This window comes from Litorivivens lipolytica (assembly GCF_014191715.1).
In the GTDB taxonomy this organism is placed as follows: domain Bacteria; phylum Pseudomonadota; class Gammaproteobacteria; order Pseudomonadales; family Spongiibacteraceae; genus Litorivivens; species Litorivivens lipolytica.
The window spans coordinates 1,069,910-1,085,606 of the sequence record NZ_JACHWY010000001.1; the positions used below are offsets into that span (position 1 = coordinate 1,069,910).

General features: G+C 55.6%; 14 protein-coding genes and 1 tRNA gene. 2 read left to right on the forward strand and 13 right to left on the reverse strand.

Going from position 1 to position 15,697, the window contains the following annotated elements:
* Positions 1 to 27: 27 nt before the first annotated feature.
* Complete coding sequence (locus tag FHR99_RS04920; protein WP_183409415.1) at positions 28 to 1,017, reverse strand: LLM class flavin-dependent oxidoreductase; 990 nt, start codon at positions 1,015 to 1,017, stop codon at positions 28 to 30.
* A 98-nt stretch (positions 1,018 to 1,115) separates the two neighbouring features.
* On the opposite strand from FHR99_RS04920, the gene FHR99_RS04925 reads away from it, so the two are divergent.
* The gene (locus FHR99_RS04925) at positions 1,116 to 2,312 is read left to right on the forward strand and encodes a multidrug effflux MFS transporter (RefSeq protein WP_343067395.1); all 1,197 of its coding nucleotides are present in this window, start codon (positions 1,116 to 1,118) and stop codon (positions 2,310 to 2,312) included.
* Between the two features lie 51 nt (positions 2,313 to 2,363).
* Positions 2,364 to 3,374 carry an ion transporter gene (locus FHR99_RS04930; RefSeq protein ID WP_183409416.1) on the forward strand — a complete coding sequence of 337 codons (1,011 nt, stop codon included), beginning with the start codon at positions 2,364 to 2,366 and terminating at the stop codon, positions 3,372 to 3,374.
* 315 nt (positions 3,375 to 3,689) lie between these two features.
* Here the strand turns inward: FHR99_RS04930 and FHR99_RS04935 are convergent.
* The 12 genes from FHR99_RS04935 to FHR99_RS04990 form a co-directional block, all read right to left on the reverse strand.
* Positions 3,690 to 3,766: transfer RNA gene (locus FHR99_RS04935), tRNA-Pro, on the reverse strand.
* Between the two features lie 89 nt (positions 3,767 to 3,855).
* The gene (locus FHR99_RS04940) at positions 3,856 to 4,734 is read right to left on the reverse strand and encodes a mechanosensitive ion channel family protein (protein WP_183409417.1); all 879 of its coding nucleotides are present in this window, start codon (positions 4,732 to 4,734) and stop codon (positions 3,856 to 3,858) included.
* Positions 4,735 to 4,842: 108 nt separating this feature from the next.
* The gene (locus FHR99_RS04945; RefSeq protein ID WP_183409418.1) at positions 4,843 to 5,199 is read right to left on the reverse strand and encodes a MerR family transcriptional regulator; all 357 of its coding nucleotides are present in this window, start codon (positions 5,197 to 5,199) and stop codon (positions 4,843 to 4,845) included.
* The gene (gene ihfA / locus FHR99_RS04950) at positions 5,180 to 5,482 is read right to left on the reverse strand and encodes an integration host factor subunit alpha (protein ID WP_183409419.1); all 303 of its coding nucleotides are present in this window, start codon (positions 5,480 to 5,482) and stop codon (positions 5,180 to 5,182) included. Before ihfA ends, FHR99_RS04945 begins: the two co-directional genes overlap by 20 nt.
* 5 nt (positions 5,483 to 5,487) lie before the next feature.
* The gene (gene pheT, locus FHR99_RS04955) at positions 5,488 to 7,860 is read right to left on the reverse strand and encodes a phenylalanine--tRNA ligase subunit beta (protein WP_183409420.1); all 2,373 of its coding nucleotides are present in this window, start codon (positions 7,858 to 7,860) and stop codon (positions 5,488 to 5,490) included.
* 179 nt (positions 7,861 to 8,039) lie between these two features.
* Positions 8,040 to 9,056, reverse strand: coding sequence for a phenylalanine--tRNA ligase subunit alpha (gene pheS, locus FHR99_RS04960; protein WP_183409421.1), 1,017 nt, complete (start codon positions 9,054 to 9,056; stop codon positions 8,040 to 8,042).
* Positions 9,057 to 9,177: 121 nt separating this feature from the next.
* Positions 9,178 to 9,534, reverse strand: coding sequence for a 50S ribosomal protein L20 (gene rplT / locus FHR99_RS04965; protein WP_183409422.1), 357 nt, complete (start codon positions 9,532 to 9,534; stop codon positions 9,178 to 9,180).
* A 15-nt stretch (positions 9,535 to 9,549) separates the two neighbouring features.
* Positions 9,550 to 9,744: a 50S ribosomal protein L35 gene (rpmI, locus tag FHR99_RS04970; RefSeq protein ID WP_183409423.1), complete on the reverse strand. Its 195-nt coding sequence runs from the start codon at positions 9,742 to 9,744 to the stop codon at positions 9,550 to 9,552.
* Positions 9,745 to 9,810: 66 nt separating this feature from the next.
* Positions 9,811 to 10,293 (reverse strand): translation initiation factor IF-3, encoded by a 483-nt coding sequence (gene infC, locus FHR99_RS04975; RefSeq protein WP_221200388.1) that lies wholly within the window; start codon positions 10,291 to 10,293, stop codon positions 9,811 to 9,813.
* A gap of 59 nt (positions 10,294 to 10,352) precedes the next feature.
* Positions 10,353 to 12,281, reverse strand: coding sequence for a threonine--tRNA ligase (gene thrS, locus FHR99_RS04980; RefSeq protein WP_183409424.1), 1,929 nt, complete (start codon positions 12,279 to 12,281; stop codon positions 10,353 to 10,355).
* A gap of 236 nt (positions 12,282 to 12,517) precedes the next feature.
* A complete protein-coding gene (locus FHR99_RS04985; protein WP_183409425.1) occupies positions 12,518 to 13,738 on the reverse strand; it encodes an amidohydrolase family protein in 1,221 nt (406 codons plus the stop codon).
* 182 nt (positions 13,739 to 13,920) lie between these two features.
* Entirely contained in the window at positions 13,921 to 15,621 is a 1,701-nt protein-coding gene (locus tag FHR99_RS04990) for an alkaline phosphatase D family protein (RefSeq protein WP_183409426.1), read from the reverse strand.
* Positions 15,622 to 15,697 lie beyond the last annotated feature (76 nt).

Genomic DNA, 15,697 nt, shown 5'->3' on the forward strand with positions numbered 1-15,697 from the left:
CTTTAACATTTTGTTATCTGCAATGCCTCAAAGCGAAGACATTACCTCGGATACAATTTCAAAGGATCGCAGCCGTGCATCCAGATCAAAAACCTGACCGGCAAAAATAATTTCATCAACGCCAGTATCATCAATAAACGCAGCGAGCTTTTCAGCAACAACGTCCTTATCACCCACCGCCGAGCAAGCCATGATCTGCGAAAGCAGCATTTGATCGGCCCCGCCCAGTGAGCGGTTAAATTCCGCACTCGGCGGCTGCAATTTACCGGGCTGACCCCGGCGCAGATTGACAAAGGCCCGACGCATAGAGCTGGCCAAAAGATCGGCTTCGTCGAAACTGTCGGCGGCAATCACATTGAAACCCGCCATCACATAAGGCTCTTCCAGAAACTCCGAGGGTTTAAAACGCTCGCGGTACAGCTGAATCGCTTCGTACAACTGTGCCGGCGCGAAGTGGGAGGCAAAGCCAAACGGCAAACCAAGCGATGCTGCCAATTGTGCGCCAAACAGGCTGGAGCCGAGAATCCAGACCGGCACCCGACTGCCAGCTCCCGGCGTCGCCACCACCGCCTGACCGGGCTTGGGCTCATCTAGAAAGCGAAGCAACTCCACCACATCCCTTGGGAACTGACTCACGTCGCCGTCCAGGTTTCGGCGCAACGCATTAATAGTGAGCTGGTCCGTGCCCGGCGCCCGGCCCAAACCCAGGTCAATTCGCCCGGGATGTAGGGCCTCCAGTGTGCCGAACTGCTCCGCTATCACCAGCGGCGCATGGTTGGGGAGCATGATACCTCCCGCACCCACCCGAATCGTTTGCGTGGCCGCAGCTACATGGCCAATCACCAAGGAGGTTGCGGCACTGGCGATACCCGCAAAGTTATGGTGTTCCGCCAGCCAGAAGCGACTGAAACCCAAGCCCTCGGCATGTTGCGCCAGCGCAACCGAATTGGCGAAGGATTCGGCGATGGAGCCGCCTTCGCGAATAGAACAAAGATCGAGTACGGCAAATCGTGTCATCAAGTCTCACTCAGGGGATCAAACGTGTTTCAATAGCGCCCGATTCGACGCAAATATTGCAGCCAAAACCTTACCAGAATTCGGGCTTAGACATTCGGGTGACGAGCAACAATCACTTTCATATCGGCATCGCCATTGTGCTGGCCATGACCACCGCACTGGCGCCGCTGGCGCTGGATACCTATCTGCCGGCCTTCCCCGCCATGGCAAGCAGTCTGGGTGTTCGGGTGCACGACATCTCATTAACGATCGCCGTATATGTCTTCGTACTGGCCTTCGGCCAACTCATTGGCGGCCCACTGTCCGACCGTTTCGGCCGCCGCCGTATCATGCTAATTGGCCTCACTCTATTCGGGGTAGCAAGTTTTCTGATCTATCGCAGCGAAACTCTTGAGGCCCTCCTGATACTGCGCGCCGTGCAGGCCTTTGGTGGCGGCTGGGCAACAGTCTGCGTGCCCGCTATCGTTCGCGATCGTTTGAGCGGGACTGAAGCCGCACGTTTTTTCAGTCTTATCGGCCTGATCATGATTCTGGCCCCGGCAATCGCCCCCAGTCTTGGCAGCCTGATACTGGCCTTCTGGGGCTGGAATGGCATATTTCTGTTTCTGGCAGGCTACACCCTGCTACTGATGGGCTTGCTGCAGCAGATCGTATTCCCAAGCCTCAGCCCGCATCGGGCTCCAATCCAAGCGGTGACCTTTCGGCAGCGCTATGCGGGGGTATCCAAGGTGAAACCCGCGCGCCGTTTTCTGCTGTTGCAGGCTCTGGCCTTCGCCATCATGTTGCTGTTTATTTCCCATTCCTCATTTATCTATCAGGATTACTTCGGCGCCGGCCCCACCCAGTTTGCCTTACTGTTTGGCGCCAATGTACTGGCGATGATGGTCATCAATCTGTGCAATCGCCGGCTGTTGCTACGCTTTTCTTCGGTGACCATTCTGCGCTGGGGACTCAGTATTCAAGCCGTGGGGATTTTGCTACTGCTCTTGATCTCACTATTCCTGCCGGTGTGGTGGCTATTCCTGCCAGCTATGATGATGACTGTAGGGGCAATGGGGGCAATATCTCCCAACACCCAGGCCTGTTACATGGAATACTTCCCCCAGCACGGCGGAACAGCGGCGGCCCTGCTCGGCGCCTGCCAGTTTTTCATTGCCGGTCTGATTGTCGGGTTTTCCTCGCTGCTGCCAGAATCCGTACCACTGGTCATTGCTACACAGGCGATATGCTCTGCCGCATGCCTGCTCATTGTGTTCGGTAGTCCTCAGACATCGGCATCCATCGGAAACCGGTAGTTTTTCACCACAGCCTTGTCGTAACCCTCCAGCCATTTAGGATTCGGAGGCATGCCTAAGCTGAATCTGCAAAAACTGCGAGAGAATCAGGAAGCCACCTGGTTCTATGTCGACTTGATCATGCTCGGCCTACTGATGATCAATCTGATCTGGCTGAGCTTCGACTGGCTGTTCACTATCGACATGGTTTCCTCAACATTGGAAAACCTCACGCCGGCCTTTCATAAATATTACGGCGAGCAAATTCACCCCAACTATCTCCGCTACGACCTCGTTTTTGTTTCCATCTTTATCGCAGAACTGCTGGTTCGCTGGATCAACGCCATTCGGCACCAGCGCTACACCCGCTGGTACTGGTACCCCTTTATTCACTGGTACGAAGTCCTCGGCTGCATCCCCCTCACAGGCTTTCGTCTGCTGCGCTTGTTGCGGATCATTTCCATGGTCTATCGCCTGCAACGACTCGGCATTATCAATCTCCGTGAAACGCGACTCGGCCGATTTACCGAAGACAACTACAACGTGTTGATGGAGCACGTAGCCGACCGGGTGGTAATCAACGTACTCGATGGCATCACAGACGAAGTCCAGCACGGTCAGCCGGTAATGCGCGACCTCATTCAGCGCGTCATCCTGCCTCGCAAACAGGACATCGCCAAAGCCTTGGCAGAGCCCATAACGCGAGGACTGGAAGTTCAGTTAAACCGTCACGACGAGGATGTACGCGCTTACCTGCTGCACCGAATCCGCGAGGCTATGGAAGCCAGCGAAGACATTGGCAAACTGGAGAAAGTGCCCCTCGTCGGCGACTACACCCTCGATCTTCTCGAGCGCACCATCAGCGATATTGTTTACAACATACTCAAACAGACGGCGGATGATCTGGTGCATATTGATAACCAGCAGCTGGTGGAGACCGTAGTTGAGGCGCTGATGGAATTGTTAATGCAGGAAACCTCGGGGCTGGATCAGGTGGCTGAGGATATTCTGGTGGAGTCGCTGGAGATGATTAAGGAGCGGGTTTCTGAGAATAAGGCGTTGGAGCGGGTTCGGGCCAGGTAATTCTGGAGGCGAACTGCTAAGGAATCCTAGGCAGTTGAGTAAAGCAAGATACCGTTCGTAGAAGCCTTTTGATACCGTCACATGTACCGTCAAATTATCGGTATGCTGGAAGCTCGCAGGCAGGATTGCATCACAACTGGCTATGGCCCATTGTGGATCGGACGGGATAATCAACAGGGTGAGATGAATGCCCATCCCCCGTTAATGGGGCAGAGCCCCCGCACTTTGGGCTCACTAAAGAACAAGGTCCTGCCGCGTTTGCTGGAAATTAAACGAAAAAGGGCCGCTCATCGAGCGGCCCTTTTTCGTTTAATTTGGTCGGGACGGCAGGATTTGAACCTACGACCACCACACCCCCAGTGTGGTGCGCTACCAGACTGCGCTACGCCCCGATTTGAGGGGTGGCATAATACAGCAGACCTTTTGGCAATGAAATAGGGTTTTGCCAAAAACTGGCCTTACTGTTTGATTTTCGACCATTTTACGGCTTCGGCTGACCATTCACCGGCAGCTCTTTTCTTACCGAGAAATTACCCTCCATCACTGCGCTGAGTATGGCTTGCTCGATGGCTACCCGCCGCGTGCTGGGCACGGGTAAACGCATGATTAGATGAATTTCTTCCGGTGCCGGGACCTGTATCGTTACCCTCGGTTCGACAGATGGTGGCTCAAGGCCGCGCTGGGTGCTAAAGCGCACGAGATAGCGCCGGGCTTCTTCGGCAAAGGCGCTGACTTCCCGTTTGGCAGCCTCCAGCATGGCCGCTTTCGCGCCCTGCCAGTCGTGGTCACGCCTGAAGGGGATACTGATCACGTGGAAGAGATACTTCGCGTTGGGCGTTTCGTTGACGACCGCATCGGACACAAACAGGGCGTTGGGAATCGTGAGCACCCGCCCGGTAAGCTGGTTGGAGACTTTGCCCGGCCCGACTTCCAGTAGCGTCGTAGTCAGGGGGTTGTGGTCGATCACGTCGCCCCGGTATTCCTTGATCTGAATGCGATCGCCGATATCAAAGGAGCTGGTACCCGCTTTCAGCATGGAGCCGATCAGGCACAGAATCAGCTCTTTGGTGGCAACCACCAGCGCCACCGCAATGGCGACGACCGACAGGGCCACTGTACGCAACTCTTCTCCCCAGATCAGGATCAAGCCCAATATCAACAGGAGCGCCAGAGCATTCCGGGACTGCACCAGCCACTTGGTGCGCAGCTCGGTGGTGGTGACATTTTTGAGGATGAAGCGGGCGCTGACCGAGCGCAGCACCAGAATCGCCAGCACCAGCAGCACAGTGCTGATCATCAACTGGGCCAGCGGTGCCAGCAGCGCAACCTGTTCTTGGGTGAGATCGACGTTATCGAGCATGAAATTCTCCGTTCTGACGAAACATTCTAACGGAGCTTGATCAGGAGTCGGATAATTTTATTTGGGGATTTAGAGAGCTGCCCCCAGCCATTCGCGGGGGCAAAGACTTCAGACTTTCAGTTCTTTCAGCAGATCTTCCAGCTCAACGATCATCTGACGGATCAGCTGCTTGTATTGAGTCTCGTCATCTTTGGCTTCATCGCCGGACAGACGCTGACGGGCACCGCCGATGGTATAACCCTGATCGTACAGCAGGCTGCGGATCTGACGGATCATGATCACGTCTTGGCGCTGGTAATAGCGACGATTGCCCCGACGCTTTACCGGCTTGAGCTGGGGAAACTCCTGCTCCCAATAACGCAGCACATGCGGCTTGACCAGACACAGATCGCTGACTTCGCCGATGGTGAAGTACCGCTTGCCGGGAATTGCCGGCAATTCGTCGTTATGACTCGGTTCCAGCATACTGTTCTACTCGTGCTTTTAATTTTTGTCCCGGGCGGAAAGTGACCACGCGGCGTGCCGATATGGGGATTTCTTCACCGGTCTTGGGGTTGCGCCCAGGCCGCTGGCTTTTGTCGCGCAGATCAAAGTTGCCAAAGCCGGACAGTTTTACCTGCTCGTTGTTTTCAAGACAATTTCTGATCTGCTCGAAGAACATCTCCACCAGCTCTTTGGCTTCACGTTTGTTGAAGCCCAGCTGTTCGTAAAGGTGTTCTGCCATTTCGGCTTTGGTAAGCGCTGCCATGACTCTTAGTTCCTCAGTGTCGCGCCAAACCCCTCTTCCAGAGCGCGGATTACGTGACCTACGGATTCGTTCACTTCTTCTTCGTTAAGAGTGCGCGAAGAATCCCGGTACGTCAAGCCGATAGCCAAACTTTTTCGTTGTGGATCAATACCTTCACCTTCATAAATATCAAACAGGTTCAGGTTAACCAGGTGCTCACCCGCCGCCGCTCTGGCGGCATCCAGCACGCTCTGGGCCGGCGTTTTGCGATCAACCACAACGGCCAGATCACGACGCACCTCCGGGTAGCGTGAAGGCGTTTTGAAGCTTGGCACCTGACGCTCGGTGACGGCGGCCAGCTTGATCTCAAACAGGTAGACACCCTGCCCCAGATCGAACTGTTTGGCCAACGAGGGATGGAGCGCGCCGATACGACCAACGACCTTGTCATTCAGCAGGATTTCTGCGGTCTGTCCGGGGTGCAGGGCCGGATGCTCGCCGCTCTGGAAGCGGAAATCCCGGCCTGCCACCAGTTTCAGGAGCGACTCCAGATCCCCTTTGGCGTCATAGAAATCAACCTTCTCGCCTTTCGCGTGCCAGTTTTCGGGCAGGCGATCACCAGTCAGCACGGCTGACAGGGTCGCTTCCTGAGTCAGACTGCCGTCTTGCTCCGGTACAAAGCACAGGCCGGTTTCAAACAGACGCACGCGGGATTGCTGGCGGTTCAGGTTGTGAGCCACCGCCTTGAGCAGACCCGGCCAATGGCTGAGGCGCATATCTGCCAGATCAGCGGAAATCGGGTTGATCAGCGGTACGGCTTTGGCCTCCGGGAACATGGCTTTCTGCCATGCGGGGTCGACGAAGCTGTAGGTAATCGCTTCCTGATAACCCAGCGCGGTCATGCGACGGCGCACATCACTCACGCCAATCTGGCTTTCCGGCTTGGCAATGATTTCCAGTGAGTCGGTAATCGGTTTCACCGGCAGGTTGTTATAACCCACGATGCGAGCCAGCTCTTCCAGCAGATCGACCTCAATAGCGAGGTCAAAGCGCCAGCTCGGCGTGGTCACAGCCCAGCCACCATCGGCTTGCTCGACGATCAGGCCCAGCCCGCTGAGGATGGTTTCCACGCGCTCGGCGGGCACCGGCATGGCCAGCATTTTTTCGATGCGTTCTTCGCGCAGGCTGATGTGCTGGGGCTCGGGCAAATGGGCGGTGGTGCGTTCTACCACCGGGCCCGGCTCGCCACCGACAATCTCGGTAATCAGGCGAGTAGCGCGCTCAATAGCCTGCATGGGCAGCTCGTAGTCCACGCCGCGCTCAAAGCGGTGCGAGGAATCTGTATGGAGGCCATAGGAACGGGCTCTGCCCGCGAGTTTTTCCGGGGCGAAGAAGGCGGATTCTAGGAAGATATCTTTAGTGGATTCACTAACCGCACTTTCCTTGCCGCCCATAATACCCGCCAGCGCCAAGGCCTTTTTCTCATCGGCAATGACCATGGAATCATTGCGCAACTCCAGCTCCTGACCGTCCAGCAAAGTCAGTTTCTCCCCCTGCTCTGCCAGGCGCACACGAATGCCGCCGTCGAGCCTGGCCAGATCAAAGCCGTGCAGGGGCTGACCCAGCTCCAGCAGAATGTAGTTGGTGACATCCACCACCGCGTCGATGGAACGCAGACCAGCGCGGCGCAGTTTTTCCTGCAGCCACAGGGGTGAAGGCTGGGAGATATCGATATTGCGAATCACCCGACCGCAATAGCGCGGGCAGTCTTCTTCTGCCTCGATGTTGATTTCGCGCTGCTCGTCATTAACCGCAGGGACGGGCGAGCAATCGGGCTCCTTGATCGCCAGCCCGTTGAGAACCGCCACGTCGCGCGCTATGCCGCGCAGACTCAAGCAGTCAGAGCGGTTTGGCGTCAGGCCCAATTCAATCAGTTTGTCATTCAGACCCAGGGCATCGCGTAGATCCTGACCGGTCTGAGCTTCGGGGCTTAACTCCATCAGGCCGCCGGTGGATTCACCCAGCTCCAGCTCATCCGGGCCGCAGAGCATGCCGAAGGATTCCACACCGCGCAGCTTGGCTTTCTTGATTTTGAAGTTACCGGGCAGAACGGCGCCCACCGTGGCAAACGGTACTTTGATCCCGGCACGTGCATTCGGCGCACCACACACCACCTGAAACTCGTCTTTGCCGTCGCTGACTTTGCAGACTCGCAGCTTGTCCGCATCCGGGTGCTGCTCAGCAACCAGAATTTCGCCGACAATCACGCCGCTGAAATCGCCGGCCACGGCTTCAATGGCATCGACTTCCAGGCCGGCCATGGTGATCTGGTCGGCCAGTTGCTGTGTGTTCAGCTCCGGGTTTACCCACTCGCGGAGCCACTGTTCACTGAATTTCATCGCTGTTCCAATCGCTGTGCCCGCGTTTAACGGGCGAAAGTTTTCAATCTAGCATCCGTCGTCATTGCGAGGAGCGCAAAGACGAAGCAATCTCAATGAACGGTGCCACATGTTCGGAGATTGCTTCGCTGCGCTTTGCATGCCCCGTGAACCGCTTTGGGTACGCAATGACGGGCGTTTTAAGCAAACTGCCGTAAAAACTGCAGGTCGTTCTCAAAGAACAGGCGCAGATCATTCACGCCATAACGCAGCATCGACAGGCGCTCTACCCCCATACCAAAGGCAAAACCGCTGTATTTGTCCGGGTCGATATTGGAATACTCAAACACCTTGGGATGCACCATGCCGCAACCCATGATCTCGATCCAACCGGTCTGGCTACACACGCGGCAACCCTCACCGCCACAGATAACGCACTGAATATCCACTTCCGCTGAAGGTTCGGTAAAGGGGAAGTAAGACGGGCGGAAACGCACGGCCAGTTCTTTTTCAAAGAAGGCGCGCAGGAAAGATTCGATCAGGCCTTTCAGGTCGGCAAAGCTGCTGTCTTCTGAAATCAGCAAGCCTTCTACCTGATGAAACATCGGCGTATGGGTCAAATCCGAGTCGCAGCGGTAAACGCGGCCGGGGCAGATCACTTTCAGCGGCGGCTCGCGGTTTTCCATCACCCGCACCTGCACCGGCGAGGTGTGGGTTCGCAATACCGTATTGTCCGATACATAAAAGGTATCGTGCATGGCACGCGCCGGGTGGTGGGCAGGAATATTGAGGGCTTCGAAGTTGTGGTAGTCGTCTTCGATCTCGGGCCCTTCCACCGATTCAAAACCGATGCTACCAAAGAAGGCTTCGATGCGCTCGATGGTGCGCGTCACCGGGTGCAGACCGCCGCTGTCGACACCGCGACCGGGCAAGGTAACATCGATGGTTTCTTTCGCCAGTTTTTCGGCGACAGCGGCATTTTCCAGATCGGTTTTGCGCGCCTGAATCTGATCAGATAGCAGCGCTTTGACGCGATTGATCTCGGCGCCGGCCTTGGGTCGCTCTTCTGCCGACAGACCACCGAGGCCTTTCAGCAGCGCCGTAATGGAACCCTTTTTACCCAGATACTCCACACGCACATCATCGAGTGCGCGCGCGTCACTGGCGGCCTGAATCTTTTGACTTGCCTCGTCAGCCAATGCTTCGAGGTTTTCCATGCTTTTGCCTCTGCTTGGTCCCGCTGTCCGCGCGGGTCACGATACAAAAAAATAGGGAAAGAGCGGCAGCCCTTTCCCTATCTGTAAACTTCTACTGGCGGCACTGCGAGCCGCCAGGGCATTACGCCAAGGCTGCTTTTGCTTGCTCTACGATGCTCGCAAAAGTGTCTTTGTCGTGTACTGCCAGATCTGCCAGAACGCGACGGTCCAGACCAATCTCTGCCTTTTTAAGGCCAGCAATCAGACGGCTGTAGCTCAGGCCGTTCGCACGAGACGCCGCATTGATGCGGGTGATCCACAGTGCGCGGAACTGACGCTTCTTCTGACGACGGTCACGGTAAGCATATTGACCTGCTTTGATGACCGCTTGCTTGGCTACGCGGAATACACGCGAACGCGCACCGTAGTAACCTTTGGCTTGTTTCAGGATTTTCTTGTGGCGACGGTGTGCAGTCACACCACGTTTTACGCGGGGCATAGTCTACTCCTTACCTTATTTAGCGCGCATCATGCGATCGATCAGCACTTTATCTGAAGCGTGAACTTCAGAGGTGCCGCGCAGCTGACGCTTACGTTTGGTGGTCATTTTGGTCAGGATGTGACTTTTATGTGCGCTTTTACGCTTGTAGCCGGCAGCCGACTTCTTGAAGCGTTTTGCAGCCCCACTGTGAACTTTCTGTTTTGGCATCTTTCGATACTCCGCATTTGTCTTTGCCCGAAAGCAAAGTAATCAATTAAAGCAGGCCCTACGAGCTCACTGCTTACGTTTTCTGGGAGCGATTACCATAGTCAACTGGCGGCCTTCCATTTTTGGAAACTGTTCTACCTGGCCCAGTTCAGCAAGGTCATTTTCAACCCGCTTCAACAGTTCCATGCCAATTTCCTGGTGGGCCATCTCGCGGCCGCGGTAACGCAGGGTTACCTTGGCTTTGTCCCCGTGCTCAAGGAAACGTGTCAGGTTGCGCAGTTTTACCTGATAGTCCCCTTCTTCAGTTCCTGGACGGAACTTGACTTCTTTCACCTGGGTACGCACTTGTTTCTTTTTCTGGGCGGCCTTTTCCTTCTTCGCCTCGAAAATGTGCTTACCGTAGTCCATCACCTTGCAGACAATCGGGTCTGCGTCGGCAATCTGAACCAGATCCAGTCCGGCCTCGGTTGCGACCTGCCTTGCCTGATCAATGGGTACAATGCCAACCTGCTCACCATCGGCACCAATCAAGCGCACTTCGCGCGCCATAATTTCATCGTTCAGTGGCGGCTTTTTATCGCGGCCCTTACTGTTATCTCGTCTGATCGTTAACTCTCCAATGCAACGCGGCCGCGTCGGGCGACGTCTGCGGCGAGGTGTTCAGCGATCTCGTCCCAAGTCATGGTTCCAAGATCTTCGCCCTGACGTGCTCGCACGGCCACGGTTTGATTCTCGACCTCCTTATCACCCATCACGAGGATGTAAGGAGCCTTCTGAATAGTGTGCTCGCGGATTTTAAAGCCGATCTTCTCATTTCTCAAGTCCGCATTAACCCGGAAACCCTTGTGGGCCAAGAAATTTTCGAGCTTTTTGACCGACTCGGCCTGATTATCGGTGATATTGCAGATAACCGCCTGCGTCGGCGCTAGCCAAGTGGGGAAAGCGCCCTCGTAATGCTCGATCAAAATGCCGATAAAGCGTTCGAAGGACCCCAAAATGGCACGGTGCAGCATAACCGGCGTCTTACGCTCGCCACCCTCCGAGACATATTGCGCGCCCAGACGGCCCGGCATGGAGAAATCCACCTGAATGGTGCCCAGCTGCCAGACCCGGCCGATACAGTCTTTCAGGGAGAATTCGATCTTGGGCCCGTAAAAGGCGCCCTCGCCCGGCAATTCTTCCCAGGGCAGGTTTTTGGCATCCAGCGCGTCTGCCAGCGCTTTTTCAGCACGATCCCAGTCTTCATCCGAGCCAACCCGTTTTTCCGGGCGAGTCGACAGACGATAGATCACTTCGGTAAAACCGAAGTCATCGTATACGCTATGCAGAAAATCAATAAAATCAGCAACTTCAGGCTGAATCTGCTCTTCAGTACAGAAAATATGGGCGTCGTCCTGAGTAAAGCCGCGCACCCGCATAATGCCGTGCAGAGAGCCGGACGGCTCGTTGCGGTGACAGGAACCGAACTCCGCCAGACGCAGAGGCAGATCGCGATAGCTGCGCAGGCCCTGATTAAACACCTGCACATGACAGGGGCAGTTCATGGGCTTGACCGCAAACTCGCGCTCTTCTGCCTTTAACATAAACATATCGTCGCCGAATTTGTCGGCGTGACCGGATTTCTCCCACAGCGACAGATCCACCACCTGCGGCGTGCGGATCTCTTCATAGCCATGCCACTGCTGCTGCTCGGCCATGTAGCGCTCGATGGTTTTGTAAACGGACCAGCCCTTGCTGTGCCAGAACACCATACCGGGCGCTTCTTCCTGCATATGAAAGAGGCCCAGCTTCTTGCCGATCTTGCGGTGATCGCGCTTGGCGGCCTCTTCCATCACCCGCAGGTGCTCAGCCAGCTGTTTCTTGTCGGCAAAGGCGGTGCCGTAAACCCGCTGCAGCATCTTGTTGTTGGAGTCGCCACGCCAATAGGCGCCGCTAACCCGCAACAGCTTAAAGTGCTTGCAGAAACTCATATTGGGCACGTGGGGGCCGCGACACATATCCACGTATTCTTCGTGGTGGTAGAGGCCGGGCTGGTCATCGCGGGCGATGTCGCGCTCCAGAATCTCCATTTTGTAGGGTTCGCCGCGCTGTTCAAAGGCCGCGTGAGCCTCATCCCAGCTGACCTTCTTCTTCACCACCTGATAGCCGGTCTTGGCCAGCGCCTTCATGCGCTCTTCCAGCTTGGCGATATCCTCATCGGTCAACATATGGTCGAGATCGATATCGTAGTAAAAGCCGCTCTCAATAGTCGGACCAATCGCCATTTTGGCTTCGGGCCAGAGTTGCTTCAGGGCATGCCCCAGAAGGTGAGCACAGGAGTGACGGATGATTTCCAGACCGTCTTCGTCCTTCGGCGTGAACAGGGTCAGTTGGGCGTCTTCGGTGATCAGATCGCAGGCATCCACCCGCACACCGTTAACGCGGCCACCCAAAGTGGCTTTGGCCAGACCGGGGCCGATATCTGCGGCCACATCGTAAACCGATACCGGGCCATCAAAGGAACGTTGACTTCCGTCAGGGAGGGTAATAACAGGCATTGTGCGTCCTTTTACCAGTGGTGGCCCCTACCAAAGGCCACGTGCAAGGCCGTTTGAACATCGCCAGCGCGATGAATAACAGCGTGAATTTAAACGGATTTGAGGGGGCGTATTATCGGGAAGAAGGTGGGGGAAGACAAGAGTGGGATACCCTCACCCTAACCCTCTCCCAAAGGGAGAGGGGGACTCGGAACAATTCCCTCTCCCTTTGGGAGCGGGCCGGGGTGAGGGGTACCTTACGCAGCCGGTTTGATCTCAGAACGAGTCGGCCCGATGCGCTCCGCAATCGGCACCAGCTTGTCGCGATCAAAACCATAGAACTTGATGGCATTCTCGCCCAGCATCTTGGCCACTTCCTCGTGCGGCAGATCGTGGAAGGTATCTACCATCGCATCGCGGGTGCTCGGCCAGGTGCCTTCCGGGTGCGGGTAATCACTGCCCCACATCACCTGATCAATGCCCATATCATGGCGGTACTTCATATCACCGCGCGGGATACACGAGGCACCAATACCGACATTGCGTTTGAAGTAGTCGGTGGGTGACATGGACAGGTGCGAACGGAAGTCACCCAGCTTGGCCGAGAAGTGCACATCGTGGTAGTTGTGATCCAGCAACTGCAGATACGGCGGCAACATCCAGCTGGTGCCGGTTTCAGTGACCGCGACTTTCAGTTTCGGAAAGCGCTCAAACACCCCACCCCAGATCATGAAAGTCAGCGGGCGGTAGGTCCAGAAGAAGACCTCGGACACGTAAACGCCCATGGCACCGGGATAATCGTCCGGCGCCTCTTCCGGGAAGTTCTTGCCGAAGTATTCCTTGGTCATGGCACCACCGGAGTGGAAGTTCACCACAATGCCGAGGTCCTCACAGGCACGCCAGAAGGGATCGTATTTAACGTGGTGGTAGGGCTCAAAGGGGCCGGTCGACAGAGGAATCAACACTGCCTTCAGGCCGCTTTCCTTCACCCAGCGAACTTCTTTTACCGCTTCTTCGATATCCCACAGCAGCGGAATTGAAGCGACACCTGCATGGCGCTCTGGCGCTTTCGAACAGAACTCCGCCAGCCAGCGGTTATGAGCTCGGGCACCAGCCCACTGCAGCTCCGGCACGATGGTTTCGTCTGAGGGCAAACCCAGCCCGGCACCAAAAGGCGGACTGTTGCGCTCGGTGATCCCATCGACGAATACCACCTCACCCGCAATGCCGTCTTCATCCAGCATGCGAATACGCTGATCGTGATCCCAGGCACCGTGCAGCCCATGCTCCACGCCCTCGCGCCACTCGTCGTTGATTTCCTTAATCAGAAAGGCCTGCTCCGCCTTCTCCGTCATTTCAATCTGAATTGGCAGCGCCATATCAAACATTTCGCGATATTGCGGGTCGAGGTAGTCGCGGTATTTTTCCGGGGGAAGGCCTGCGTGGCAGTCTGATGAAATAACGATGTAACGATCCATAAAACACTCCTGCGGTTACGCCGGCCGGGGCCGAGGTCTGTCGTTATTGTTAGGCTTCAGGCTACAAATTTACACAGCGTTCTACTTTTTTCAATAAAGGCGTCATTACACTTTGGTAGGAAAATCGTGGTGGAAAATCTGGATAGGACGCCAGACGGAATCCTATCCATCTTCGCCGAGGATCAGGCTCGGGATAAAACGTGCTGATGACGTCCCGACAAGCGGTATTCTGGCGACTCGATATTGTCGACGTACAGCCACTCGGCTACGACTTCTTCCCGACTAAATGTCAGCTGCAAATGCCCCCGGTCTTTCAGGTTGCAGTACTCCAGATCATCTACCAACAGGGGCAGCGCTTTTGCCAGTTGCTCTGCGGTCTGCGGCTCCAAGGATAAATAGTGTTCCATGCCCGGAGAGGAAACGGACGGTGTCGCAAACTCCACTCCCACATAGTGCCCGTCCTTGTCGATAAGTTTGCTGTGCCAAGCATTGTGCGTATCGCCGGCCACAACAACAACGTTGCCCTGCTTTTCCGCCAAAGTCCGATACAGCATTTCGCGCTCGACCGGGTAGCCATCCCAAGCATCCAGATTGTAGGGCAGCTTGCGTTGCAGCATCTGCTGTTCCTGCTCTGCTAACTTTTGACCGCGGAGAGATTTCTGCTTGAGCGTTGCCAAATGCCCAATGGTTTCACCGGCCTTGCTGCGATCCTTGCCAGCCATTGCCGCAGCGGGGAACCACATTTTACCCATCAGCACCTGCTGTCCCAGCAGCTGCCATCGGGCTTTAGACTGTTTCACTTGCTGATTCAGCCAGCCAAGCTGCTCTTCACCAAGCAGGGAGCGCTGCGGGTCAAACAGGGCCTGCTGAAAGCCTTTCTGGTCAAACTGGCCAGTGTTTGAATCCACAAAGTCAGCCATAGCGAGCTGCTTGCTACGACCGATAATCCGGGTATCCAGCATGTGCAGGCCGACCAGATCACCGAATTCAAAGCTGCGATAAATACGCTCGCTCTGCTCACCCATCGGCGGGCGAATGGGCACCCACTCATAGTAGGCCTGTATTGCTGCCAGCTTTCTGGCCTCAAAATCACCCTCACCCGGATTATGGTTTTCTCCACCGCTGTTCCAGGTATCATTGCAGATTTCGTGATCATCCCAAACTGCGATAACAGGCACTGCGGCATTCAAAGCCTGCAAGCCTCGATCGGTGTAATAATGGGCGTAACGCTTGCGGTAATCGTTGACCGTAAAGAGCTCCCCGCGATTGTCATCCGCCAGCGTGCGACCGATGCGCTGCGCGTTTTCAGAGGCATAACCGGTATCAGAATATTCATAAATGAAGTCGCCGAGATGCAAGGCATAGTCGATATCAGTAAATCCTGAGGCATGCTCATACACATTGAAGTAACCTGCCGGATAATTCGAGCAGGAAAAGACAGCAAACTTAACGCGATCTACCGAGCCTGCGGGTAGTGTTTTGCCCTTGCCAACAGGGCTGTATTCATCCTTTGCCTGAAACCGATAGAAATAGTCCCGCCCTGACGACAACTCGCGCACATCAATCTTGACGGTAAAATCATTGCTGGCAGAGCAATCAACCTGACCACTGCGAACGAGTTTTGTAAATTCCCGATCGAGCGCAAGCTCCCAATTCAGAGTGACCGGCTGGGTTGCGTCACCCTCTATTGGCGTCGCACGTGTCCAGATAATCAGCCCATCGCCTGTGGGGTCGCCGCTTGCAACACCGTGCTCAAAACGCGCAGCCGACAAAGGCCGGCCTCCCGCCAATAGGCTGCAACCCGACATCGCCGTAGACAGCGTAACACTGCCGGCAAGTGCTCCAGTCAGTTCGAGAAAACGGCGCCTGGAAAGTGGATGCATTACTGGGCCCTCAAATTATTATCGTTAGAGTGATTAGACCCGCGGAAGGATACCGTGACTTTATGACACTTTTAAA

Excerpts from the sequence above, each read along its gene's own strand:
- FHR99_RS04920 (WP_183409415.1), bottom strand. The coding sequence starts at position 1,017 with ATGACACGATTTGCCGTACTCGATCTTTGTTCTATTCGCGAAGGCGGC.
- FHR99_RS04930 (WP_183409416.1), top strand. The coding sequence starts at position 2,364 with ATGCCTAAGCTGAATCTGCAAAAACTGCGAGAGAATCAGGAAGCCACC.
- FHR99_RS04940 (WP_183409417.1), bottom strand. The coding sequence starts at position 4,734 with ATGCTCGATAACGTCGATCTCACCCAAGAACAGGTTGCGCTGCTGGCA.
- FHR99_RS04945 (WP_183409418.1), bottom strand. The coding sequence starts at position 5,199 with ATGCTGGAACCGAGTCATAACGACGAATTGCCGGCAATTCCCGGCAAG.
- ihfA (WP_183409419.1), bottom strand. The coding sequence starts at position 5,482 with ATGGCAGCGCTTACCAAAGCCGAAATGGCAGAACACCTTTACGAACAG.
- pheT (WP_183409420.1), bottom strand. The coding sequence starts at position 7,860 with ATGAAATTCAGTGAACAGTGGCTCCGCGAGTGGGTAAACCCGGAGCTG.
- pheS (WP_183409421.1), bottom strand. The coding sequence starts at position 9,056 with ATGGAAAACCTCGAAGCATTGGCTGACGAGGCAAGTCAAAAGATTCAG.
- rplT (WP_183409422.1), bottom strand. The coding sequence starts at position 9,534 with ATGCCCCGCGTAAAACGTGGTGTGACTGCACACCGTCGCCACAAGAAA.
- rpmI (WP_183409423.1), bottom strand. The coding sequence starts at position 9,744 with ATGCCAAAACAGAAAGTTCACAGTGGGGCTGCAAAACGCTTCAAGAAG.
- infC (WP_221200388.1), bottom strand. The coding sequence starts at position 10,293 with ATGGCGCGCGAAGTGCGCTTGATTGGTGCCGATGGTGAGCAGGTTGGC.
- thrS (WP_183409424.1), bottom strand. The coding sequence starts at position 12,281 with ATGCCTGTTATTACCCTCCCTGACGGAAGTCAACGTTCCTTTGATGGC.
- FHR99_RS04985 (WP_183409425.1), bottom strand. The coding sequence starts at position 13,738 with ATGGATCGTTACATCGTTATTTCATCAGACTGCCACGCAGGCCTTCCC.
- FHR99_RS04990 (WP_183409426.1), bottom strand. The coding sequence starts at position 15,621 with ATGCATCCACTTTCCAGGCGCCGTTTTCTCGAACTGACTGGAGCACTT.